This window comes from Streptomyces sp. H27-D2, assembly GCF_035828615.1.
Classification (GTDB): domain Bacteria; phylum Actinomycetota; class Actinomycetes; order Streptomycetales; family Streptomycetaceae; genus Streptomyces.
In genome coordinates, this window is sequence record NZ_JAYMZR010000018.1 from 24,423 (window position 1) to 47,354 (window position 22,932).

A 22,932-nucleotide genomic window follows, 5' to 3' on the forward strand; every position below is an offset into this window, starting at 1 on the left:
GAGAGACACGTCGGGGCCCCCACCGCTCGGTCGTGGTGGAAGACCTCGCGCATCGGTGTCCACCACTCCCCCGGCACCGCCCCCGACGTCTGCCGCTGGCAGGGATCGGTGAGCTTCCACCACGCCCGGGTGTCCGGATCGGCCGCCATCCGGGCCGAGTCGGCGGCGAAGTCCTCGCCGTCGTACTCGAAGTAGCTGAAGAGGGTGTCCCCCTCCAGGAAGATCGAGTAGTTGCGGATACGGCACGCGGTGAGCGCCCTCAGCACCGAAGGCCACGCCTCGGCGTGCAGCCGCAGATACTCCTCCCGGTGTTCGGGGCGGAGCTCGATCGTCTTGCCATAGCGCTGGATGTCCGTCATCCGGAGACCTCCTCGGGCGATGGCGAGCAGTATGCCCGCGCCGCCCCCGCCCCGGATTCGCCGCCTCACGCGGAGCGCCCCGGCGCCCGCGATGCGGGGTCCGGGGCGCTCGACTCGGCCGCGCCGACGGGTGAACCGGCGGCTCAGCCCACCGAGGAGTAGGCCACGACGCCGCGCAGCAGCCCGTCGACCGCCCGGCGGGCGGTGCGCCGCACCGGACTGCCCTCGGGGGCCGCGCCCGCGATCTGACCCAGCACGTCGATCAACTGCTTGCACCAGCGCACGAAGTCACCGGCCGGCATCTCGATCTCGCGCAGCACCGCGTCCAGGCCGTGCCCGGAGGCCCAGCGGTACGCCGGCCAGGCGAAGCCGAGGTCCGGCTCGCGCTGGCCCACGCCCTCCGTCTGACTGATCTTGTGCTGCTCCTCCAAGGCGTCGAGCTTGCCCCAGATGCGGACCATCTCGGCGAGCGCCTGCTGGGCGTTGCCGGTCGGCAGCTTGGGCGGCATCGCGTCGTCGGCCGAGCGGGACTCGTACACCAGGGCCGAGGCGCACGCGGCGAGCTCCGCCGGATTCAGCCCCTCCCAGACGCCGTCCCGCAGGCACTCGCTGGACAGCAGATCCAGCTCGCCGTAGAGCCTGGCCAGCCGGCGGCCGTCGTCGGTGACCTCGTCGCCCCGCAGATAGCCGAGCTCGGACAGCAGCGCGTACACCTGGTCGAAGATGCGCGCGATGGTGTTCGTACGCCCCTCGATGCGGCGCTCCAACTGCCGGGTGTCGCGCTGCAGCCGGTGGTAGCGCTCGGCCCAGCGGGCGTGGTCCTCGCGCTCCTCGCAGCCGTGGCAGGGGTGCGCGCGGATCGCCGAGCGCAACCGGGCGATCTCGGGGTCGTCGGCCGCCGCCGCGCGCTGCCTGCGCTGCCGCTTCGGGTCGTGGTGCCCGGCCTTGGTGCGGAGCGCGGCGGCCAGGTCGCGGCGCGACTGCGGGCTGCGCGCGTTGAAGGTCTTGGGCACCCGCATCCGCTCCAGCGCCTCGACCGGCACCGGGAAGTCGATCGACGCGAGCCGCTTGACCTGCCGCTCCGCGGTGAGCACCAGCGGACGCGGTCCGTCGTGGTCCTCGAAGCCGCGGTGGCTGTCGCTGCGCCCGGCCGGCAGGCCCGGGTCGAGGACGAGCGCCAGCCCGGCGTACTTGCCGGTCGGCACCTGGATGACGTCGCCCGGCTTGAGCTTCTCCAGGGCCGCGGCGGCCGCGGCGCGGCGCTGTGAGGCGCCGTCCTTGGCCAGCCCGGCCTCCCGCTCCCCCAACTGCCGCCGCATCCGGGCGTATTCGTCGAAGTCGCCGAGGTGGCAGGTCATGGAGCCGAGGTAGCCCTGCAGGCCCTCCTCGTTCTTCTGCACCTGCTTGGAGATCCCGACGACCGAGCGGTCGGCCTGGAACTGGGCGAAGGAGGTCTCCAGCAGCTCACGCGAGCGGTGCCGCCCGAACTGCGCGACGAGGTTCACCGCCATGTTGTACGACGGCTTGAAGGAGGAGCGCAGCGGATAGGTGCGCGTACCGGCGAGGCCCGCGAGGGCGGCCGGGTCCATGGCGCGCTGCCAGAGCACCACCGCATGGCCCTCGACGTCGATCCCGCGCCGGCCCGCGCGGCCGGTCAGCTGGGTGAACTCGCCGGGGGTGATGTCGGCGTGCGTCTCGCCGTTCCACTTGACGAGCTTCTCCAACACCACCGACCGGGCAGGCATGTTGATGCCCAGCGCCAGCGTCTCGGTGGCGAACACGGCCTTCACCAGCCCGCGGACGAACAGCTCCTCCACGACCTCCTTGAAGGTCGGCAGCATGCCCGCGTGGTGCGCCGCGACGCCGCGCTCCAGCGCCTCCAGCCACTCGAAGTAGCCCAGGACGTGCAGGTCCTCGTCCGGGATGGCGGCGGTGCGCTCCTCGACGAGGGCCCGCACCTCGGCGCGGCCCTGCTCGTCGTTGAGCCGCAGGCCCGCCTGCAGGCACTGCTGGACGGCGGCCTGGCAGCCGGCCCGGCTGAAGATGAAGGTGATGGCGGGCAGCAGGTTCGCGGAGTCGAGCCGGTCGATGACCTCGGCCCGGTTCGGGGTGTAGACGCGGCTGCGGTGCCGGCGCTCGCGCTCCCGGTCGGCCTCGCGGACCCGGCCGCCGCGGCGATCGCGCGGGTGGGGCGTACGGGAGTTCTCCATCCGGGCCAGCCGCAGCAGGTCGGGGTTGACCTCGCGGCGGGCGGCATCGGGGCCCTGGCCGTCGTCCCGCTCCTCGAACAGGTCGTACATCCGGCGGCCGGCCAGGACGTGCTGCCACAGCGGCACGGGGCGGTGCTCGGAGACGACGACCTCGGTGTCACCGCGGACGGTGTCCAGCCAGTCGCCGAACTCCTCGGCGTTGGAGACCGTGGCCGACAGCGAGACGAGGGTCACCGACTCCGGGAGGTGGATGATGACCTCCTCCCAGACGGCGCCGCGGAAGCGGTCGGAGAGGTAGTGCACCTCGTCCATGACCACATAGCCGAGGCCCTCCAGCGAGCGTGAGCCCGCGTAGAGCATGTTGCGCAGCACTTCGGTGGTCATGACGACCACCGGAGCGTCCGGGTTGACGCTGTTGTCACCCGTCAGCAGGCCGACCTTGTCGGAGCCGTAGCGCTTGGCCAGGTCGCTGAACTTCTGGTTGGACAGCGCCTTGATCGGCGTGGTGTAGAAGCATTTCCGGCCCTGGGTGAGGGCCAGGTGGACGGCGAACTCGCCCACGATCGTCTTGCCGGAACCGGTGGGGGCCGCGACCAGCACGCCCTTTCCGGCTTCCAGCGCCTCGCACGATTCGATCTGGAAGGGATCCAGCTCGAAGTCGTACATGGCGCGGAAGGGTGCGAGGGCGGTGGCCTCGTAGGCGGCGCGTTGCCGGGCGGCCGCGTATGCCTCGGCGGGAGATAGCTCGTGGGTCATCGTGTCCACGAGCCTACCGGCCAGGTCCGACAGAGCACGCGATCTTTAAATCAGCGACGGATTCGAGCGCCGGCAGACAGACGACCGGGAGCCGGGGAGCGTCTTCCGCGGGCGGCCGTTCGGCGCGAGTGGCCCGCTCCGGGCCGGGCATCGACTGAACTACGGCCCGAGCACCCGTACCGCTCCCGGCACGGTCTCCGCGGTGAGCGGCAGCGACCCGAGCGGCTCGCCGTCCGCGTAGCCGGTTACCCCGTCCGCGGCGAGCGAGATCTTCGCGGCCCGGTGCACGGTCACCGCGGGATGGCTCGGATGCGTCCCCCGGTAGACCTTCGGGAACACCCTCAGCAGCGTGGAGCGGCTGCACGGACCCACCACGGTGATGTCGAAGAGCCCGTCGTCCAGCGCCGCCGCCGGGCAGATCCGCATGCCGCCGCCGTACGACGGCCCGTTGCCGACCGCGACGAGGGTGGCCTCGATCCGCTGCTCGGGCCCGTCGTCCAGCCGGAGGCGGTACGGGATCGGGCGCAGCCCGGCCAGTTCGGCGACCATCGCCACGTCGTAGCGGAGCCGTCCGGTGGGCCACCGCATCCGGTTGCCCCGGTCGTTCACCCGGGAGTCGAACCCGGAGGCCAGAACGGTGCCGAACCAGGTCTTGCCCACTCTGCCGAGGTCGACGGCGCGGCTGCGGCCGGTGCTGAGCGCGTCGGCGATGACGTGGGCCGCGGCGGCCGGGTCCCTGACGGGCAGCCCGTTGGCGCGGGCGAAGTCGTTGCCGGTGCCGACCGCGACGATGCCCAGCGGGGTGTCGGTGCCGGCCACCGCCTGCAGGGCGAGCGAGGACATGCCGTCGCCGCCGACGGCCACCAGCGCTCCGGTGCCGCCCGCCACCGCCTCACGGGCCCGGCGCAGCGCGTCCTGGGCGTCGTAGCCCAGGACGGTGCGCACCGCGAAGCCGGCGTCGCGCAGTACCCGGGCGGCGGGCTGCGCGGCGTGCGCGCCGCGCCCCCGGCCCGCGGTGGGATTGACGAAGAGGGTGATCTCGCTGGTCACGCGCGGACCTTACCCGCTCAGGTCGCGTCGTCGAAACCGTTGCGCCCGGCCGGCCCGTCGGTGTCGCCGCTCGCCTGTTCGGGCAGCGCGCGGGCCGCTGGGACCTGCTCGATCGCGCCGACCGAGTCGGGGGTGAGATCGACGTCGGACGCCTCGTCGTCGTCGAGTTCCGCGTCCGGGTCCGCCGCGCGGCGGCGCTTGTCGTTGAGCAGCGAGATGCCGGCGGCGATGAAGTACAGCAGCACCATGGGGGCCGCCAGCAGACACATGCTCAGCGGGTCGCCGCCCGGGGTGGCCACCGCGGCGAAGATCGTGATGCCGAGCACCATGCCGCGCCACCAGCCGAGCATCCGCTTGCCGGTGAGCACCCTGGTGAGGTTCAGCAGCACCAGCAGCAGCGGCAGTTCGAAGGCCAGCCCGAAGACGATGATCATGCGCATGATGAGGTCGAGGAGATCGTCGACCGGCAGCAGGTTGCGCACGTTGTCCGGCGAGAAGTCGAGCAGGACCGTCGCGGTCTGCGGCAGCACGTTGTACGCGATGTAGCCGCCGAGCAGGAAGAGCGGGACGCCCGCCACCACGAAGCTGATCGCGTAGCGCTTCTCGGTGCGGTGCAGACCGGGCGCGAGGAAGGCCCAGAGCTGATAGAGCCAGATCGGCGTCGACAGCACGACGCCGGCCATCAGCGAGACCTTGAGCGCGATGGTGAACGGCGCCAGCAGACCGTTGGTGGTCATGTCCGCGCAGGGCTGGCCGTTCTTCATCGTGATCTTGCCCTCGACACAGCCCACGGCGTCGAGGATCGGCTTGTTCAGAAAGTTGATCAGGTCTTTGTAGAAGAAGGCCGCGACGATCGTGACGACCAGGATCGCCAGGACTGCCTTCATCAATCGGTTGCGCAGCTCCCGCAGGTGATCACCAAGGGGCATCCGCCCATCGGGATCCTTCTCCTGCTTCGGGGCAGACTTGAGCACCCACGTCCTCGCTTCGTGCGGCAGCCGTCGGCGGCTTGATCCGGCTCTCTCGAATTGCGTCGTACGTCGTCGCGCTCTACGTCGTGCCTCGCGCGCTCGGAGCCGCGATCAGCTCTGCGACGGGGTCTGCGTGCGGTTCGGCTCGGCGACCGGGCGGGCGCTGGTGACGTCACCGGGGGCGGCCTGGATCGTGCGCGGCACGACCGGGGTCGCGGCGGGGTCGGCGTCGGCGGGCGCGGCTGCGTCGGGCGCCGGCGTGTCGTCCTTCTTCATCGCCTTGGCCTCGCTCTTGAGGATGCGGGCGGACTTGCCGAGCGACCTCGCCATGTCCGGAAGCTTCTTGGCCCCGAACAGCAAGAGGATGACGACAAGGATCAGAACGATCTCAAGAGGCTTCATATTGCCGAGCATGATGCGACTACCTTCTCGCCGGTGGGCGTATATCCATGCCTGCTGGACGGTCGGACGGACGTGCTGCTCTGCCAGCGATCGTAACGCCCAGGGGTGAACGCGGGGCAATCCCCGTGCATCGTCCCGATTGCGGCTCCGGCCTCACCCGCTGGACGCTCACACCGTCCGGGAGCTCACCGGTTCCACTTCTTGCAGGGTACCGCCCGCCGCTCCGGATGAGCAGGGCGCGGTGGACCCCCGCCAGGCTTCGCCACGGGGCGAGGAGGCCACGCCCGTCATAGGCCCGTCCGTCGTAGGGCCCGTCACGGGCGACGGAGCTCGCTCGCCCGAGCGGCCAGCGGGGCCGCGGACCGCTCCAGGTCCTCGGCGGCGCGGGTGATCCGCTCCGAGCTCTGAGCGACCTGCCGGGCCAGCCGCCGCACTTCGACGAAGACCCGGACGGCGAGCACACCGAGCACAGCGATGCCGAGGAAGCCGAGGACAACAGCGATCATGGGCCAGAGCATGGGGCGAGCCTACCGGGGCGTACGGGTACGGGGGGTCAGCCGAGGTGCAGGCGCAGCGTGCGGACGCCTCCGCCGGTGAGCAGCTCCACGATCCGCTCCCCCGCCGGTTTGCGCACCGCCGAGCCGCAGTCGGGGCAGCCGAAGGAGTAGAAGGTGGTCCGGGAGCTGCCGCCGACGACCAGCCGCAGCGCGTCCGAGGCCAGCTCGAAGCAGGACCGGCAGTCCGGGCAGGCCGCCTTGAAGAGCACGGTGGCCGCGTTCGCACCGGCCGTCGCCGAGGCCGTGGCCGTCCTCTCCGAGGTCGGCGCCATGGCCAGGGCCGAAGTCGGTGTCATGGTCGAGGTCGATGTCATGGCCGCCGTCGCCGTTCCTTCACTCGCCGATCCTTCACTCGTCCACCCGTCACTCCCCGGCCCCTCACTCCCGGCCCCTCACTCCCCGTAGGGCGCCAGCGCCAGCCGGGCCGCCTCGCGGGCGCTGTCCGCGAGGTCCTGCGGGGAGATGATCCGGCCGTCCCGGCCGAGCCGCAGCGCGAGGCGGCGCAGCGAGGCGGGGTCGGGGGTGCGCAGGGTGATCCGCAGACCGCCGTCGGGCAGTTCCTCCGCGCTGTCGTGCGGGTAGTACTCGGCGACCCAGCGGCCACCGGGCCCGACCTCGGCCACCACCTCGGGATCGTCGGCGGCGGGCTGTACGAGGCCCTCGGAGAGGTCGCGCAGTTCGAGCGGCGGCGGGTCGGACGCCTCGTCGAGCAGCCGGATCTCGGCGACCCGGTCGAGCCGGAAGGTCCGCCGGGCCTCGGACAGCCGGCACCAGCCTTCGAGGTAGGTGCGGCCGACGGTGAAGAGCCGGATCGGGTCGACCTCGCGCTCGGTGAGTTCGTCGCGGGCCGGCGAGTAGTAGCGGAGCCACAGCAGGCGGCGCTCGTTGATGGCCCGGTCCACGTCGGCGAAGACGCCGCCCTCGGACTCGAAGGTGACCGAGAGCCGGGAGCTGGCGCCTGCCGCCTCGCCCGCGGCTGCCTCCAGCTTCGCGGTGGCCCGCACCAGCGCCTGCCGGTCGCCCTCGCGCAGTCCGGGGAGGGTCGCGACGGCGCGGGCGGCGACGAGCAGCGCGGTGGCCTCGTCGGCGGCCAGCCGCAGCGGCTGGGCCACGTCCTCCGCGTTGTGCCACCAGATGCGGTCGCCGTCGGTGTCGATGTCGAGCAGGTCGCCGCCGCGGAAGCTGGTGCCGCAGAGCGGCAGGATGTCGAGGTCGGAGATCAGCTCGTCCTCGGTGATGCCGAAGGCGCGGGCGACGTCGCTCACGTGCGCGCCGGGGCGCTCGCGCAGGTAGGTCACCAGCGAGAGCATCCGGCGGGTCTGGTCGATGGCGTTGGCCATGTCGGTCGTACCTCTCAGCCCTTGGCCACGGCGCGCAGCCGGTCCACTACGTCGGCCCGCAGTTCCGCGGGTTCCAGCACGACCACGTCGGGGCCGAACTCCACCAGCCAGGCGTCGAGCCCGTGTCCGTACGGGATCTCCAGCTCGTCCCAGCCGTCGCCCAGGTCACGGGTGCCGAGGGCCTTGGCGCGCAGCGGGTAGCCGTGCCCCGATCGCAGCTTGATGCGGGCGGTGCTGGTCGCGATCTCGCCCGCCCAGCTCTCCACGGTCTCGCGGACCGTGACGTGGTCGGGCACTTCGGCGGTGTAGGCGCCCGCCTTGGAGCGGACCTTGCCGGTGATCCGGGACAGCCGGAAGACCCGCTCGGCCTGCCGTTCGCGGTCCCAGCCCGCGAGGTACCAGTGGCCGCGCCAGCTCTCCAGGATCCACGGCTCGACCTGCCGGGTCTCGGGGCGGGCGGCGTTGGACTTGCGGTAGTCGAAGACCACCGGGCGGCGGTCGCGCGAGGCGAGCATCAGGGGTTCGAAGGCGGCCTCGTGGACGGGGATGCGCGGCTCCAGCGCGCTGCGCCCGTCGTACGGGGCCGGGTCGTCGGCGAGCGGCATCCCGGCGGCGCGCAGCTTCTGGAGTGCGCCGCTGGCCGCTCCGGCGAGCCGGGCCTGCTGCCAGACCTTGGCCGCGAGGCCGAGCGCCGCGGCCTCCTCGACGTCGAGAGAGACGGGCGGCAGCCGGTTGCTGTCGCGGCGGGCGAGGTAGCCGGTGTCGCCGTCGAGGCTCTCCACGGTCTCGATGACGAGGCCGAGCTCGCGCAGATCGTCCTTGTCGCGCTCGAACATCCGGTTGAAGGAGTCGTCGCTGCCTGCCTCGATATAGGCCTCGATGGAACCGCGCAGCTCACGCTTGCTGAGCGGGCGCCTGGTTCCGAGCAGGCACAGCGCCAGATTCATCAACCGCTCGGCCTTGGCAATCGCCATCGACGCTCTTTCTCCTCGTACATCCCCGCCCCGCTCCCCGACGGTTGACCGTACCGCTCGGGAAGCGGCTGGCAAAAGCCGAGGCGGTATCCGATCCGGATCGGCCGCGGATGGCCGCGGAGGGGACCGGAGATGACCGAGGGCCCCCGTCGGATGACAGGGGCCCTCGGGTGCCGCGCCGCGGTCCGGGGACCGGGCGCGGCGGGGTCTCAGACCGAGACCAGGTCGCAGACGAAGATCAGTGCCTCATTGGGCTTGATCTTGCCGCCACCGGCGCCCTGGGCGCCGTAGGCGAGGTGGGAGGGGATGATCAGCTCGCGCCGACCACCGACCTTCATTCCCTGGACGCCCTGGTCCCAGCCGGAGATGACCTGGCCGATGCCGAGCCGGAACTGCAGCGGGGTGCCGCGGTTCCAGCTCGCGTCGAACTCCTCGCCGGTGCTGAAGGCGACGCCGACATAGTGGACGGAGACGTTGTCCCCGGCCTTGGCGACGGCGCCGTCACCCTCCCAGAGGTCCTTGATCTGGAGTTCGGCCGGCGGCTCGCCGCCCGGGAAGTCGATCTCGGGCTTGTCGATGCTCACGAAATTGCTCCTACGAAAGATTTCGGACAACCGTGCCAGTCTCGCAGATCGCGGATCAGACCTTGCCCACGATGTCGACGACGAAGACAAGGGTGTTCTTCGCCAGCTTGTTCTTCGGGTCGGCGCCGTACGCCTGCTTCGGCGGGATCACGAGCTCGACGCGGTCGCCGATGTGCTTGCCGACCAGGCTCTTGTCCCAGCCCTGGATGACCGAGCCGGTGCCGATCTGGAACGCGGTGGCGCCGCCGTGGTCCCAGGAGGAGTCGAACTTCTTTCCGTCCTCCCACTTCACGCCGGTGTACTGCGCGATGAGCCCGTCGCCGGACTTGACCTCGGCGCCGTCGCCCTTGATCAGCACCTGCTGCTCAAGGCCCTTGGGAGCCTTCTCGCCCTTGGTGACCTTGATCTTCGCGGCCTTCTCGCCCTCGGCCGTGACCTCGGGCAAGCCGTCGTCCGGCTTCGCCTGGTCGCCCTTGGCCTGCGCCTTGGGGTCGACCTTCTCGGCGGCCACCACGTCGACGACCCAGACCAGGCCGTCGGTCGGCTTGATGCCGGACTGCGGGTTGAGCTGAGCGCCGATGAGCGCCTTGGCGGTGCCCTCGATCTCGACCCGGCTGCCGGACTTCTTGCCGACGATCGAGTCGATCACCTTGGTCGGCATCAGCTGGCTGGGCTTGCCCATCTGCGCCACGGCCTGCGCGCGGGCCGCGTCGGGGCTCGCCCCGGGCTTGGCGGCCCAGGTGCTGCCGAGGTCCTTGCTGTCCTTCATGGTCTGCCCCGCGAAGTCCAGGCGTACGAAGCTGTCCTTCGTCACCTTGGCGCCGTCGCCCTCGCTGACCGTCTTGACGACCGCCTCGCCGGGCGCCTTCGCGTCCTTGGGCACGGTGATCTTCGGCTTGGCGCCGAACTTCCCCGACACCTTGACCCCGGAAGCGGCCTTCGAGGAGTCGTCGCCGCCGTCATCGGAACCGCACGCGGCGGTGAAGAGCAGGGCGGGCACCGTCAGCGCCACGGCGATGCGTCGAGCAGTCTTTGTGTGGTTCATCAGTCCAACTCGGGCTAGGGGTCTCATGGCAGTGCCCGACACTCTACGACCTTGACCTGTCCGACCCCGGGGGGTGCGACACAGCTGCGCGCCGGAGGCCGTGGCCCCCGGCGCGCCGCCGTCCCGCCCATCGCCTCACATGCCGGCGATGAGCTTCTCCACCCGGTCGTCCACCGACCGGAACGGGTCCTTGCACAGCACGGTGCGCTGCGCCTGGTCATTGAGCTTCAGATGCACCCAGTCGACCGTGAAGTCGCGGCGCTGTTCCTGCGCGCGGCGGATGAAATCGCCGCGCAGCCGGGCCCGGGTCGTCTGCGGTGGGACGGATTTGCCTTCGAAGATCTTCAGGTCGTTGCAGATGCGGGCCGCTTGGCCGCGCTTCTCCAACAGGTAGTAGAGCCCTCGGCGGCGATGGATGTCGTGGTACGCGAGGTCGATCTGCGCGACCCGCGGGTTCGACATGGTCATGTTGTGCTTCGCGCGATAGCGCTCGATGAGCTGGTACTTCATGACCCAGTCGATCTCGGTGCCGATCCGGTCGAGGTCCTCGCTGCGGATCGACTCCAGAGCGCGGCCCCACAGTTCGAGTACCTTCTCGACATTGCCGGTACGGATTCCGCGGCGTTCGCAGAAATCCACGGCCTTCTCGTAGTACTCCTGCTGGATCTCCAGGGCGGACGCCTCGCGTCCGCTGGCGAGCCGGACCTTGCGTTGTCCGGTGATGTCGTGGCTGACCTCGCGGATCGCCCGGATCGGGTTCTCCAGGGTCAGGTCGCGCATCACCGTGCCCGCTTCGATCATGCGCAGCACCAGGTCGGTGGCGCCGACCTTGAGCAGCATGGTCGTCTCGGACATGTTGGAGTCGCCGACGATGACGTGCAGCCGTCGGTAACGCTCGGCGTCGGCGTGCGGTTCGTCACGGGTGTTGATGATCGGCCGGGAGCGGGTGGTCGCGGAGCTGACACCCTCCCAGATGTGCTCGGCACGCTGGCTGACGCAGAAAACCGCGCCCCGTGGTGTCTGCAGCACCTTGCCCGCGCCACAGATCATCTGCCTGGTGACGAGGAACGGGATGAGGATGTCCGCGAGCCGGGAGAACTCCCCGTGGCGGGCCACGAGGTAGTTCTCATGACAACCATAGGAGTTGCCGGCCGAGTCGGTGTTGTTCTTGAAGAGATAGACGTCGCCTGCGATGCCCTCCTCGTGCAGGCGGCGTTCAGCGTCGACGAGCAGGCCTTCGAGAATGCGCTCGCCGGCCTTGTCGTGGGTGACCAGTTCGGTCAGGTTGTCGCACTCGGGGGTTGCGTATTCCGGGTGTGATCCCACGTCGAGGTAGAGGCGGGCGCCGTTCCGCAGGAAGACGTTGCTGCTGCGGCCCCAGGAAACGACACGGCGGAAGAGGTACCGCGCCACTTCGTCAGGAGACAGTCGGCGCTGTCCCCTAAACGTGCACGTGACGCCGTACTCGTTCTCCAGCCCGAAAATGCGGCGGTCCATGACTGAACATTACGCCTGAAGGCCTGGTCTGAAACCGGGTTCGACAGCACGGTTTCGATCATCTTCCATACTTCCGGAGAATCGCCCCGCCAAACCTCCGGGGGCCATCCGGTTGTACCGGTTCCCGTACGGCTTCCGCGCCGAGATCGCACGCCCGCCTACGAGTTGCCGGCCTCCACCTTCGGCGCGCGGCCGTCCTCGGCCGTCGGCGCGTCGCCGTCCTCGGCCGCGAGCGGCGCTCCGGCCCCGGCCGGGGTCCGCTCCACCGGCGGCGCGTTCAGCGCGCGCCCGGCGAGCAGCGGTACGAGCAGCGCGGCCACCCCGCCGAAGCCGGCGACCGCGAAGCCCGCGGCGGGCCCGCCCTGTTCGACGGCCGGCCCCACCACGGCGGTGCCGATGGCCGCGCCGACGCCGAAGGTCGTCACCAGCCAGGAGAACGCCTCGGTGACGGTGCCGCGCGGCGCGTGCCGGTCGACCACGATGAAGGCGCAGGCGAGCGCCGGGGCGAGGAACACCCCGGCCAGGGTGGTGAGCGCGGTCATCGCCGCCACACCGGGCACCAGGGCGAGCGGCAGGTAGCCGACCGCGAGACAGCCCAGCAGCACCCGCAGCCGCCGCTCGGGCGCCCCGGCCCACTGCCGCGCGCCGTAGACCAGCCCGCCGAGCAGCGCGCCCACCCCGAGCCCGGACAGCAGGTAGCTGGAGATCATGCCGCCGCCGTGCTCGTCCGCGTAGGCCACCGAGGCGACCGCGATGGAGCCCAGCGCGAGACCGACGAAGAAGAACGCGCCCAGCAGCACGAGCAGTCCGCGCGAGCGCAGCGCGCCGAGCCAGTGCGCCTCGCGCGGCGCCGAACGCCACTGCCGGGACGGTGCCGAGACCACCACGGACAGCGCGCCCAGCACGCCGACGCCGTTGATGACGAGCAGCGCGACGGCCTCGGACCGGACGGCGACCAGCAGGGTCACCAGCAACGGCCCGATCGCGAACATCAATTCCTGCGCCACCGCGTCGAGGGCGTACGCGGCGTGCACCCGGTCCTCCCGCTTGAGCACGTTGGGCCACAGCGCCCGCAACCCGCCTTCGAGCGGCGGCGTGCTGAGTCCGGCGAGCAGCGTGGCCGCGTAGGCGACCGGCAGCGGTTCCAGCCCGACGAGGGCGAACAGCCCCATCCCCAGCGCCGACAGCACGGCGGCCGGCAGCATCACCCGCGGCTGCCCGTACAGGTCCACGGCCCGGCCGAGCAGCGGCTGCCCTATCGCGGTGCCCACGCCGTAGACCGCGGACAGCACACCGGCGAGCGTGTAACTGCCCCCCTCGGCCCGCGTGAACAGCACGATCGCGAGCGCGGCTGTGGCGTTCGGCAGCCTCCCCACCAGAGTCCCGGCGAGCAGCCTCGCGGCATGCCGCGTTCGTAGCAGATCCGCGTAGCCGGCCGCCATGTTCCGCCCCTCTCCCCCGGCGCATCCCGGAGTGTTACGTATAACCTTCGGCGCTATACGTACCATGGCGGCTGGTTGCGGGTCCACCTTGCGGTGGGCTGGGCACGGGGTCACCTTGCGGTGGGCTGAGCACGAGTCCACCTTGCGGTGGGCGAGGGCACGGGCCCACCCCTGCGGTGGGCGAGCGCGAGGCCTCCCGCCAGTGGGCTGGGCACGAGTCCACCTTGCGGTGGGCGAGCACAGGCCCACCCAACGGTGAGCTGAGCACCAGTTCACCTTGCGGTGGGCGAGGGCACGGGGCCGCCCCCGCGGTGGGCGGGCACGGGGCCGCCCCCGCGGTGGGCGGGCGCGGGGGCTCCCGGCGGTGGGCGGGCACCGGCGACGGCGAGCGACTGGACGAGTGGCCGACCGAAGGACTACGCGGGAGGAGGACCCAGGTGACGAGTGCGCACGGCGACGCGGAGCGGCGACCCGGCGGCGAACAGTCGCCCGCCGAAGGCGGAGGGCGGGCGGAGCCCGGAGCCCGGCCGACCAGTCGGGATGTGGCGCGTGTCGCCGGGGTGTCGCAGGCGGCCGTTTCGCTGGTGCTCGGTGACAAATGGCGGGGGCGGGTCTCCGAGCGCAGGGCGGAGGCGGTGCGGGCGGCCGCGCGGGAGCTGGGGTACCGGCCCAATCTCGCGGCGCGCGATCTGCGGCTCGGGCGCACCAGGACCGCGCTGCTGGTCGTGCCCTCGCTGACCAACGAGTTCTTCGCCCGTGTCTACACCGGCGCGGCCCGGGTCGCCGCCGAGCACGACTTCGGCGTGGTGCTGTACCCCTCGCCCGAAGGCATCGGCCCGGCCCGGGACCCCTTCGGATCGGCGCGGGCGACCCTGGACGGGGTGATCGCCTCCTCGATGGCCGCCGACGCGCTGGCGGTGATCCGGAGCGGCGGGCTCCCGTTGGTGATGCTGGACAGCGACCCGCACCGGGCGCGGGCCGCCGCGACCGTGAACCTGGACATCGCCGACGGGATACGGCAGGTGGCGGAGCACCTGCTCGCGCTGGGCCACCGGGACTTCGTCCATCTGTCGGCCGCGCTCGACTCCTGGACCTTTCAGGTGCGGGCCGAGACGCTGGCCGCGACGCTGGGCGCGCTGCCGGACGTCACCGTACGGACCGAGCCGTCGGCGCTCAACGTGGCCGAGGCACGGCGCACGGCCGAGCGGGCCCTGTCCGGCCCCGGGCCCCGGCCCACCGCGCTGATCTGCGACGACGACGTCCTCGCGGCCGGCGCCTGCAAGGCCGCGCGGCGGCTGGGGCTGCGGGTGCCGGAGGACCTGTCGGTGACCGGCTTCGACGACCTCACGCTGGCGACCGCGGTGGAGCCGGAGCTGACGACGGTGCGGCTGCCGGCCGAAGCGGTGGGCGAGGCCGGGATGCGCGCGCTGATGGCCGTGCTGGACGGGCGTGCGGCCGACGCCACGGTGCTGCCGGTCGAGTTGATCTCGCGCGCCTCCACGGGGCGGCCGCCCATACTCCCGTAGCGCCCGCGGCGCCCTGGGTGCCTGAGAACGCCGTGAGCCCCGCCGGACCGACAGGTGTCGGTCCGGCGGGGCTCACGGCGTTACGGGCTGCGCTGCGGCTCACTCCTGCGCTTCGTCGGCTTCGTCGTCGGTGGCCTCGGTGGCCGCGTTCTCCGATTCCATGAGCCGGGAGAGCTGACGCCCCAGGATGCGCTTGAACTTGCGCTTCTGCGGCCGGTTGCGGTCCAGCACCGCGACCTCCAACTGCTCGGCGGTGAGGCTGCGCTCTCCGCCGTTGTTGTCACGGGCGAGGGACTCGACGGCGAGCCCCAGCGCCTCGCTGAGGGTCATGCCGTCGCGGTGCCCCTGGTCGAGGAAGGTGCTGATCTGGTCCGCGTTGCCGCCGACCGCCACCGAGCCGTGCTCGTCGACGATCGAGCCGTCGTGCGGCAGCCGGTAGATCTGGTCGTCCTCCGGGCCGTCCCCGACCTCGGCGACGATCAGCTCCACCTCGTACGGCTTCTCGCCGACGCTGGAGAAGATCGTGCCCAGCGTCTGGGCGTAGACGTTGGCGAGCCCACGGGCCGTCACATCGGCGCGGTCGTAGGTGTAGCCGCGCAGGTCGGCGTAGCGGACCCCGCCGATGCGCAGGTTCTCGAACTCGTTGTACTTGCCGACCGCCGCGAAGGCGATCCGGTCGTAGATCTCGCTGACCTTGTGCAGGGCGCGGGACGGGTTCTCGGCGACGAACACGATGCCGTCCGCGTATTGCAGTACGACCACGCTGCGGCCGCGAGCGATGCCCTTGCGGGCGTACTCGGCGCGGTCCGCCATGGCCTGCTGAGGTGAGACATAGAACGGCGTCGACACCGGTTATCCGTCCCTTTCTGTCAGTGGCGGGGGCACTTCCCGGCGGTAGCCGGGGGAGCATTGCGGACCGTCCGTCAGAGCAGCGCGGCCCGCGGGCCGTCCGGCTGCTCCAGCCGCCGCTCGTGGACGGTGCGGACGATCTCGGACCCCTCGGCCTCCGTGAGCCTGCGGAAGCCCTCGTCGGTGATGACGGTGACGATCGGGTAGATACGGCGGGCCAGGTCCGGTCCGCCGGTCGCCGAGTCGTCGTCCGCCGCGTCGTACAGCGCCTGCACGACCAATGTCGTGGTCTGCTGCTCCGTCAGGTCCTCGCGGTACAGCTTCTTCATGGAGCCGCGGGCGAAGACCGAGCCGGAGCCGGTGGCCGCGAAGCCACGCTCTTCCGAGCGGCCGCCCGTGACGTCGTAGGAGAAGATCCGGCCCTTCTCGCGGTCCATGTCGTACCCCGCGAACAGCGGCACCACCGCGAGGCCCTGCAGGGCCATCCCGAGGTTGCCCCGGATCATGGTGGACAGCCGGTTCGCCTTGCCCTCCAGCGAGAGGGTGGCGCCCTCGACCTTCTCGAAGTGCTCCAGCTCCAGTTGGAAGAGCTTGACCATCTCCACGGCCAGCCCGGCCGTGCCCGCGATGCCCACCGCGGAGTACTCGTCGGCCGGGAAGACCTTCTCGATGTCCCGCTGGGCGATGACGTTGCCCATCGTCGCCCGCCGGTCGCCCGCGAGCACCACGCCGCCGGGGAAGCTCGCCGCGACGATCGTCGTGCCGTGCGGGATCTCGACCGCGCCGTGCAGCGGGGGCAGATTGCGCCGCCCCGGCAGCAGTTCGGGAGAGTGGTCGGAGAGGAAATCCAGGAACGAGGACGAGCCGGGCGTCAGGAAAGCAGCCGGCAGACGCCCTGTGCTCCGAGTGTTGGCTTCCACGCGTTTCCTTCCACCAGATCTTGAAATTCTGCACGGACCTTACCCAGGGCCGTGTCGGTCATCCGTCCCGCGCCCGGGAAGGGCGCGGGACGGTGCGCGCCGGTCCTATTCGCCGCCCTTTTGCACAAAGGAGCGCACGAAGTCCTCCGCGTTCTCCTCCAGGACGTCGTCGATCTCGTCCAGGACTGAGTCCACGTCGTCGGACAGCTTTTCCTGACGCTCCTTGAGGTCCTCGGTGGCTTGCGCGTCCTGCGTCTGCTCCTCGGCCTCCTCGGTGGAACGCGTCGCCTTCTGCTGTCCGCCGCCAGTGTCCTTGGTCGCCATTTCCCTCACACCCCGCTCGGTTCGACGTTCAAGATCAGACCCTACAAGCCGGGTCCGCCATCGGTCCCGCACTTGCTACAACGTTCGGGAGTCACCTCGATGATTCCCGGATCGGGTGCCTTTCAGCCGCCCGACAGCACGTTTACCAGCTCTTCTGCCGTGCGGCAGCGGTCCAGGAGCTCCTTGACGTGATTGCGGGTGCCGCGCAGCGGCTCCAGCGTGGGCACTCGTTGCAGAGAGTCACGACCTGGCAGGTCGAAGATCACTGAGTCCCAGGATGCCGCGGCCACGTCGTCCGCGTACTGCTCCAGACAGCGGCCCCTGAAGTAGGCCCGGGTGTCCTCGGGCGGCTTGGTCCTGGCCCGCATCACCGCCGGCTCCTCCAGCAGCCGCTTCATCTTGCCGCGCGCCGCCAGCCGGTTGTACAGACCCTTCTCGGCCCGTACGTCGGCGTACTGGAGGTCCACCAGATGGAGCCGCGGAGCGTCCCATTCGAGGCCGTCGCGCCGCCGGTAGCCTTCCAGCAGTTCGCGCTTGGCGATCCAGTCCAGCTCGCCCGACAGGCTCATCGGGTCGTTCTCCAGCCGGTTGAGGACGTCCTCCCAGCGCACCAGGACGTCCTTGGTCTGGTCGTCGGCGTCCACCCCGAAGCGGTCCTCGACGTACTTGCGGGCCAGCTCGAAGTACTCCATCTGGAGCTGCACCGCGGTCAGGGTCCGGCCGCTGCGGAGCGTGATCAGCTGTTGCAGCGTCGGGTCGTGTGAGACCTGGTGCAGGGTGCGCACCGGCTGGTCGATGGCGAGGTCGGCCGCGATGAAGCCGTCCTCGATCATCGACAGCACCAGGGCGGTCGTGCCCAGCTTGAGGTACGTCGAGATCTCGGACAGGTTGGCGTCACCGATGATGACGTGCAGCCTGCGGTACTTCTCGGCGTCCGCGTGCGGTTCGTCCCTGGTGTTGATGATCGGGCGCTTGAGGGTGGTCTCCAGGCCCACCTCGACCTCGAAGTAGTCGGCGCGCTGGCTGATCTGGAAGCCGTCTTCGTGGCCGTCCTGGCCGATGCCGACACGGCCGGCTCCGGTCACCACCTGGCGGGACACGAAGAAGGGCGTCAGATGGCGCACGATGTCCGAGAAGGCGGTCTCCCGCTTCATCAGGTAGTTCTCGTGGGTGCCGTAGGACGCGCCCTTGTTGTCGGTGTTGTTCTTGTAGAGGTGGATCGGCTGTGCGCCCGGGATCTGGGCCGCGCGCTCCGCGGCCTCGGCCATGACGCGCTCGCCCGCCTTGTCCCACAGGACGGCGTCGAGCGGATTGGTGACCTCGGGTGAGCTGTACTCCGGGTGCGCGTGGTCCACGTACAACCGGGCCCCGTTGGTGAGGATGACATTGGCCAGGCCGATGTCCTCGTCCGTGAGCTGAGTGGAGTCCGCGGTTTCGCGCGCGAGGTCGAAGCCCCGGGCGTCCCGCAGCGGATTCTCCTCCTCGAAGTCCCACCGGGCGCGGCGCGCCCGGTGCATCGCCGCCGCGTAAGCGTTGACGATCTGGGACGAGGTGAGCATGGCATTGGCGTTCGGGTGGCCCGGAACGGAGATCCCGTACTCCGTTTCGATTCCCATTACTCGCCGTACGGTCATGCGGCCCTCCTTGCCCGGCGGCGCCCCCTGCTGGGGTCGGCGCTCAAGTACCGCTGCGCTTCCGGTCGGTGTGCGGTCCCCGTGCCCGCACAGCATGACGCGGCGGTACCGAAGAGCCTAGAACGCCTTTGCGGCCGTGGGGAGATCATTACAGTCATTGCTCCGGTGCGGGTGCGCCTGTGGAAAACGCGTCCGGCTGCGGATGCCCGCCTGGGGCATCCGCAGCCGGACGGCGGTATTACAGGTACTGGCCGGTATTCGCCACCGTGTCGATGGAGCGGCCGGTGTCCGCGCCCTGCTTTCCGGTGACAAGGGTGCGGATGAAGACGATCCGCTCACCCTTCTTACCGGAGATGCGGGCCCAGTCGTCCGGGTTGGTGGTGTTGGGAAGGTCCTCGTTCTCCTTGAACTCGTCGACGCAAGCGGCGAGCAGGTGAGCGACGCGCAGGCCCTTCTGCTGGTGCTCGAGGAATGCCTTGATGGCCATTTTCTTCGCCCGGTCCACGATGTTCTGGATCATCGCTCCGGAATTGAAGTCCTTGAAATACAGAACTTCCTTGTCTCCGTTGGCGTACGTGACTTCGAGGAAGCGGTTCTCCTCGGTCTCGGTGTACATCCGCTCGACGACCGACTGGATCATGCCGGCGACCGCGGCTTCCCTGGAGCCCCGGTGCTCGGTGAGGTCGTCCTGGTGCAGCGGCAGGGACGACTTCAGGTACTTCGTGAAGATGTCCTTCGCCGCCTCGGCGTCCGGACGCTCGATCTTGATCTTCACATCGAGACGGCCGGGGCGCAGGATGGCCGGGTCGATCATGTCCTCACGGTTCGAGGCGCCGATGACGATGACGTTCTCCAGGCCCTCCACACCGTCGATCTCGGCGAGCAGCTGCGGGACGATGGTGTTCTCCACGTCCGAGCTGACACCGGAACCGCGAGTGCGGAAGAGGGATTCCATCTCGTCGAAGAAGACGATGACGGGGGTGCCCTCGCTCGCCTTCTCCCGCGCACGCTGGAAGACCAGGCGGATGTGCCGCTCGGTCTCGCCGACGTACTTGTTCAGCAGCTCCGGACCCTTGATGTTGAGGAAGTAGCTCTTCCCGGCCGGCTGCCCGGTCACCTCGGCGACCTTCTTGGCAAGGGAGTTGGCCACTGCCTTGGCGATGAGGGTCTTGCCGCATCCGGGCGGGCCGTAGAGCAGCACACCCTTCGGCGGCCGCAGCTCGTGCTCCTTGAAGAGCTCCGGGTGGAGGTACGGGAGCTCGACCGCGTCGCGGATCAGCTCGATCTGGTTGCCCAGACCGCCGATCTTGTCGTAGTCGATGTCCGGGACCTCTTCGAGGACGAGCTCCTCGACCTCGCTCTTGGGTACGACCTCGTAGACGTAGCCGGATCGCGGGTCCAGCAGCAGGGCGTCGCCGGCGCGGATGGTGATGTCCAGCAACGGCTCGGCGAGCCGCACCACCCGTTCCTCGTCGGTGTGCCCGACCACCAGGGCCCGTTCGCCGTCCTCAAGGATCTCCTTGAGGGTGACGATGTCCCCGGCGCGCTCGTACTCCATGGCCTCGACCACATTGAGCGCCTCGTTGAGCATGACTTCTTGACCACGTCGCAGGTCCCCGAGCTCGACGCTGGGGCTCACGTTCACCCGCAGCTTCCGGCCACCTGTGAAAATGTCCGCGGTGTCGTCCTCGTTCGCCTGCAGGAAGACACCGAATCCGGCCGGCGGCTGTGCTAGCCGGTCGACTTCCTCCTTGAGGGCCACGATCTGGTCGCGGGCCTCGCGGAGCGTATTGGCGAGCCGCTCGTTCTGTGCGGACACACCTGCGAGATTGGTCTGGAGCTCGACGATCCGCTCTTCGAGAATCCTCGTGTGACGCGGAGAGTCAGCGAGCTTGCGTCGCAGGACGGCGATCTCCTGCTCGAGATAGGCAACCTGGCCGGCGGGGTCTTCAGAACCCCTCCCGGGCCGGATGCCGCGGTTCATGTCGTCGTCGTGGGCTGCCACGGTCCTCACCTCCTCCAAGGGGAGCTGGACGCTTCCTGACCCTACCTGGGCCAGTGCAGGTTGAAACCCCTAGATCACAAAGACTGTCGGGGTGTGTCCGATCTTCACCCTTGCGCACGTCCTCACGTTGTAGGAATACCCACCCGACAACATCGGAAAGCGACCGGTTGTATCGTCGAGTCGGTCAACACCCGTCAGGGCTGGCTTCAATTGGTTCACACGCGCAGGAACGGCAGGCGAGATGACCGTGCAGGACGAGGTTTCCCCCGAGGCCACAGCACCCGAAGCCCTCGAAGTCTGGATCGACCAGGACATGTGCACGGGCGACGGGATCTGCGCCCAGTACGCTCCGGAAGTTTTTGAACTCGACATCGACGGGCTCGCCTACGTCAAGGGTTCGGGGGACGAACTGCTCGCGGCGCCGGGCGCCACAACCCCCGTACCGCTGACGCTCCTGACCGATGTCGTGGACTCGGCGAAGGAGTGCCCCGGCGACTGTATTCACGTACGTCGGGTTTCGGACAGGACCGAGGTGTACGGCCCCGACGCGGAGTGATGGATCACACACTCCCGGCTACCGGAAGGGCCTGCAGCACGAACTTGCCGCCCTTCCACCGCCACTTGACGCTCCGCTCCCTGTCCGGGCAGCAACGCGGCACCTCCGACGAGGAGTAGCCCAGCAGCCGCGCCGTGACCGTCCCGTCGCGCACCGCGAAGTCCTGGACGCTCAGCCGCTCCTTCGGATCCAGCAGCGTCTCCAGCACCCGCGGCTTCGCTGCCCGCACCGGGGGCCGCGCGAGCACGTAGACCCCGCTGGGCGGCGAGCCCGCCGCTGCGTGGCAGCGGACGACGGCGACCGTCTCCGGGCGGCCGTCCCCGTCCAGGTCCCCGGAGGCCCGGTCGGTGACATCCACCGCGGCCCGGCCGCACTTCACCGGATAGTCCGCCTGCCCCGGGTCGGGGGCGGCGCCCGGCCGCGGCGCGGCGCCGGCGGCGGAGGAGGTGCGGGTCGTCGCGGTGGCTCCTGGGGGCTGCACGAGAGCCGCGCCGGCCACTATGGCGGCGAGCGCCGCGGCGGTGGCTATCCAGTGCACCGACCGGGTGCGGGTGTGCGGAAGGTCCGGGGCGGCCAGGGTCTGCACGCGGGGCGTCTCCTGTGAGAGCTGTGGCGGTGGGATGGCCAGCATCGTGCCACACCGGGCCGCCGGACGGAACGGCCGGGCCCGCTGGTCGCCGCCCGGCGCGGCGCGACGCCGAACGGCCGCCGCCGCCGGGCTCCCGTACGGGGAACTCGGCGGCGGCGGCCGCTGGTTGTCAGCTGCGTGTGGGCTGCTCATCAGCCTGTTCGTCGCAGGGCCGCGAAGTGCGGCGCCGGGGGCGTCAGACCTGCTCGGCTCCGGAGTCGGCGGGGCCGGCCTCGGCTGCCGGTTCGACCACGGCCACGGGCTCGGCTGCCGGTGCGGCCGCCTCCACCGCGGCGGCGGGAGCGGCCGTGGCGGTCGCTGCGGCCTTCGCCGCGGCGGAGCCGCTGGTGCTGCCCGGTCCGGTGTAGTCGTCGCCGTACGCGCCCTTGGCCGGGCGGCGGCGGCGCAGCGGCGGCTCCACCCCGTCCGCGAGGCGGCGGGCGGTGAGCAGGAAGCCGGTGTGCCCGATCATGCGGTGGTCCGGGCGGACCGCCAGCCCTTCGACGTGCCAGGTGCGGACCATGGTCTCCCAGGCCGACGGCTCGTTGAAGGTGCCGTGCTCGCGGAGCGACTCGACGGTGCGGGCCAGCTGCGTCGTGGTGGCGACGTACGCGCACACGATGCCGCCGGGGACCAGCGCCTTGGAGACGACGTCGAGGCACTCCCAGGGGGCGAGCATGTCCAGGATGACGCGGTCGACCTCGGTGTCGGACAGGTTGTCCTGGAGGTCACCGACTGTCAGCTGCCAGGCGGGGTGCTCGGAGCCGAAGTAGCGCTGGACGTTCTGGGCGGCGATCTCGGCGAAGTCGGCGCGGCGCTCGTAGGAGTGCAGCATGCCCTGGTCGCCGATGGCGCGCAGCAGGAACGTGCTGAGCGAACCGGAGCCGACGCCCGCCTCGACGACGCGTGCGCCGGGGAAGATGTCGGCCATCGCCAGGATCTGCCCGGCGTCCTTGGGGTAGACCACGGCAGCACCGCGCGGCATGGAGAGGACATAGTCGGGGAGCAGGGGTCGCAGAGCCAGATACGCGACGTTTCCCGTGGTGCGGACAACACTGCCCTCGGGGACGCCGATCAGCTCGTCATGCGGGAAGGAACCCTTGTGGGTGTGGAAACTCTTCCCGGCTTCGAGCGTGAAGGTGTAGTGGCGACCCTTGGGGTCGGTGAGCTGGACCTGATCCCCGACTTGGAATGGGCCGCGACGGCGGGCGGCACCGGTCGGTTCGGACATGTGAGCAGCCTACCTGGGGTTCCCGGCACCGACGGCCAGGGGCTCGGAGACCGGGCCCTGCGCTCGTCAGCC

22 protein-coding genes are annotated in these 22,932 nt (G+C 70.5%); 2 read left to right on the top strand and 20 right to left on the bottom strand.

What is annotated here, in order from left to right:
- The 13 genes from QMK28_RS10145 to QMK28_RS10205 all read right to left on the bottom strand — a co-directional run.
- A partial coding sequence (locus QMK28_RS10145) for an L-rhamnose mutarotase (RefSeq protein WP_326436726.1) occupies positions 1-359 on the bottom strand: 359 nt, incomplete at its 3' end.
- 143 nt (positions 360-502) lie between these two features.
- Positions 503-3,325, bottom strand: a complete 2,823-nt coding sequence (locus QMK28_RS10150) for a DEAD/DEAH box helicase (RefSeq protein WP_326436778.1) — start codon at positions 3,323-3,325, stop codon at positions 503-505.
- Positions 3,326-3,484: 159 nt separating this feature from the next.
- Positions 3,485-4,375 carry a diacylglycerol kinase gene (locus tag QMK28_RS10155; RefSeq protein ID WP_326436727.1) on the bottom strand — a complete coding sequence of 297 codons (891 nt, stop codon included), beginning with the start codon at positions 4,373-4,375 and terminating at the stop codon, positions 3,485-3,487.
- Between the two features lie 17 nt (positions 4,376-4,392).
- A complete protein-coding gene (gene tatC, locus QMK28_RS10160) occupies positions 4,393-5,349 on the bottom strand; it encodes a twin-arginine translocase subunit TatC (protein WP_326436728.1) in 957 nt (318 codons plus the stop codon).
- Between the two features lie 108 nt (positions 5,350-5,457).
- On the bottom strand, positions 5,458-5,760 hold the full coding sequence (gene tatA, locus QMK28_RS10165) for a Sec-independent protein translocase subunit TatA (RefSeq protein ID WP_326436729.1): 303 nt from the start codon (positions 5,758-5,760) through the stop codon (positions 5,458-5,460).
- A gap of 302 nt (positions 5,761-6,062) precedes the next feature.
- The gene (locus tag QMK28_RS10170) at positions 6,063-6,266 is read right to left on the bottom strand and encodes a hypothetical protein (RefSeq protein ID WP_326436730.1); all 204 of its coding nucleotides are present in this window, start codon (positions 6,264-6,266) and stop codon (positions 6,063-6,065) included.
- A 35-nt stretch (positions 6,267-6,301) separates the two neighbouring features.
- On the bottom strand, positions 6,302-6,577 hold the full coding sequence (locus QMK28_RS10175; protein WP_326436779.1) for a hypothetical protein: 276 nt from the start codon (positions 6,575-6,577) through the stop codon (positions 6,302-6,304).
- A gap of 120 nt (positions 6,578-6,697) precedes the next feature.
- Entirely contained in the window at positions 6,698-7,645 is a 948-nt protein-coding gene (locus QMK28_RS10180) for a helix-turn-helix transcriptional regulator (protein WP_326436731.1), read from the bottom strand.
- 14 nt (positions 7,646-7,659) lie between these two features.
- On the bottom strand, positions 7,660-8,619 hold the full coding sequence (locus tag QMK28_RS10185; RefSeq protein ID WP_326436732.1) for a helix-turn-helix transcriptional regulator: 960 nt from the start codon (positions 8,617-8,619) through the stop codon (positions 7,660-7,662).
- 209 nt (positions 8,620-8,828) lie between these two features.
- The gene (locus tag QMK28_RS10190) at positions 8,829-9,203 is read right to left on the bottom strand and encodes an FKBP-type peptidyl-prolyl cis-trans isomerase (RefSeq protein WP_326436733.1); all 375 of its coding nucleotides are present in this window, start codon (positions 9,201-9,203) and stop codon (positions 8,829-8,831) included.
- Positions 9,204-9,258: 55 nt separating this feature from the next.
- On the bottom strand, positions 9,259-10,248 hold the full coding sequence (locus tag QMK28_RS10195; RefSeq protein WP_326436734.1) for an FKBP-type peptidyl-prolyl cis-trans isomerase: 990 nt from the start codon (positions 10,246-10,248) through the stop codon (positions 9,259-9,261).
- Positions 10,249-10,383: 135 nt separating this feature from the next.
- Complete coding sequence (gene pafA / locus QMK28_RS10200) at positions 10,384-11,745, bottom strand: Pup--protein ligase (protein ID WP_326436735.1); 1,362 nt, start codon at positions 11,743-11,745, stop codon at positions 10,384-10,386.
- 158 nt (positions 11,746-11,903) lie between these two features.
- Positions 11,904-13,187, bottom strand: a complete 1,284-nt coding sequence (locus QMK28_RS10205; RefSeq protein WP_326436736.1) for an MFS transporter — start codon at positions 13,185-13,187, stop codon at positions 11,904-11,906.
- A gap of 542 nt (positions 13,188-13,729) precedes the next feature.
- On the opposite strand from QMK28_RS10205, the gene QMK28_RS10210 reads away from it, so the two are divergent.
- Positions 13,730-14,713 (top strand): LacI family DNA-binding transcriptional regulator, encoded by a 984-nt coding sequence (locus tag QMK28_RS10210; protein WP_326436780.1) that lies wholly within the window; start codon positions 13,730-13,732, stop codon positions 14,711-14,713.
- 99 nt (positions 14,714-14,812) lie between these two features.
- Here the strand turns inward: QMK28_RS10210 and prcA are convergent, their stop codons facing one another.
- The 5 genes from prcA to arc all read right to left on the bottom strand — a co-directional run bounded on the left by prcA (position 14,813) and on the right by arc (position 20,445).
- On the bottom strand, positions 14,813-15,562 hold the full coding sequence (gene prcA, locus QMK28_RS10215; protein WP_326436737.1) for a proteasome subunit alpha: 750 nt from the start codon (positions 15,560-15,562) through the stop codon (positions 14,813-14,815).
- Positions 15,563-15,636: 74 nt separating this feature from the next.
- Positions 15,637-16,482 carry a proteasome subunit beta gene (gene prcB / locus QMK28_RS10220; protein WP_326436738.1) on the bottom strand — a complete coding sequence of 282 codons (846 nt, stop codon included), beginning with the start codon at positions 16,480-16,482 and terminating at the stop codon, positions 15,637-15,639.
- A gap of 105 nt (positions 16,483-16,587) precedes the next feature.
- Positions 16,588-16,806: a ubiquitin-like protein Pup gene (locus tag QMK28_RS10225; protein ID WP_326436739.1), complete on the bottom strand. Its 219-nt coding sequence runs from the start codon at positions 16,804-16,806 to the stop codon at positions 16,588-16,590.
- A gap of 122 nt (positions 16,807-16,928) precedes the next feature.
- Positions 16,929-18,440 (bottom strand): depupylase/deamidase Dop, encoded by a 1,512-nt coding sequence (gene dop, locus QMK28_RS10230; RefSeq protein ID WP_326436740.1) that lies wholly within the window; start codon positions 18,438-18,440, stop codon positions 16,929-16,931.
- 238 nt (positions 18,441-18,678) lie between these two features.
- Positions 18,679-20,445, bottom strand: coding sequence for a proteasome ATPase (gene arc / locus QMK28_RS10235; protein ID WP_326436741.1), 1,767 nt, complete (start codon positions 20,443-20,445; stop codon positions 18,679-18,681).
- Positions 20,446-20,686: 241 nt separating this feature from the next.
- Here arc and QMK28_RS10240 point away from each other — a divergent pair, with 241 nt between their 5' ends.
- Positions 20,687-21,001 carry a ferredoxin gene (locus QMK28_RS10240; protein ID WP_326436742.1) on the top strand — a complete coding sequence of 105 codons (315 nt, stop codon included), beginning with the start codon at positions 20,687-20,689 and terminating at the stop codon, positions 20,999-21,001.
- Between the two features lie 4 nt (positions 21,002-21,005).
- Here QMK28_RS10240 and QMK28_RS10245 read toward each other — a convergent pair whose 3' ends face one another.
- The gene (locus tag QMK28_RS10245) at positions 21,006-21,587 is read right to left on the bottom strand and encodes a hypothetical protein (RefSeq protein ID WP_326436743.1); all 582 of its coding nucleotides are present in this window, start codon (positions 21,585-21,587) and stop codon (positions 21,006-21,008) included.
- 238 nt (positions 21,588-21,825) lie between these two features.
- Positions 21,826-22,860 carry a tRNA (adenine-N1)-methyltransferase gene (locus tag QMK28_RS10250; protein WP_326436744.1) on the bottom strand — a complete coding sequence of 345 codons (1,035 nt, stop codon included), beginning with the start codon at positions 22,858-22,860 and terminating at the stop codon, positions 21,826-21,828.
- Between the last annotated feature and the right edge of the window lie 72 nt (positions 22,861-22,932).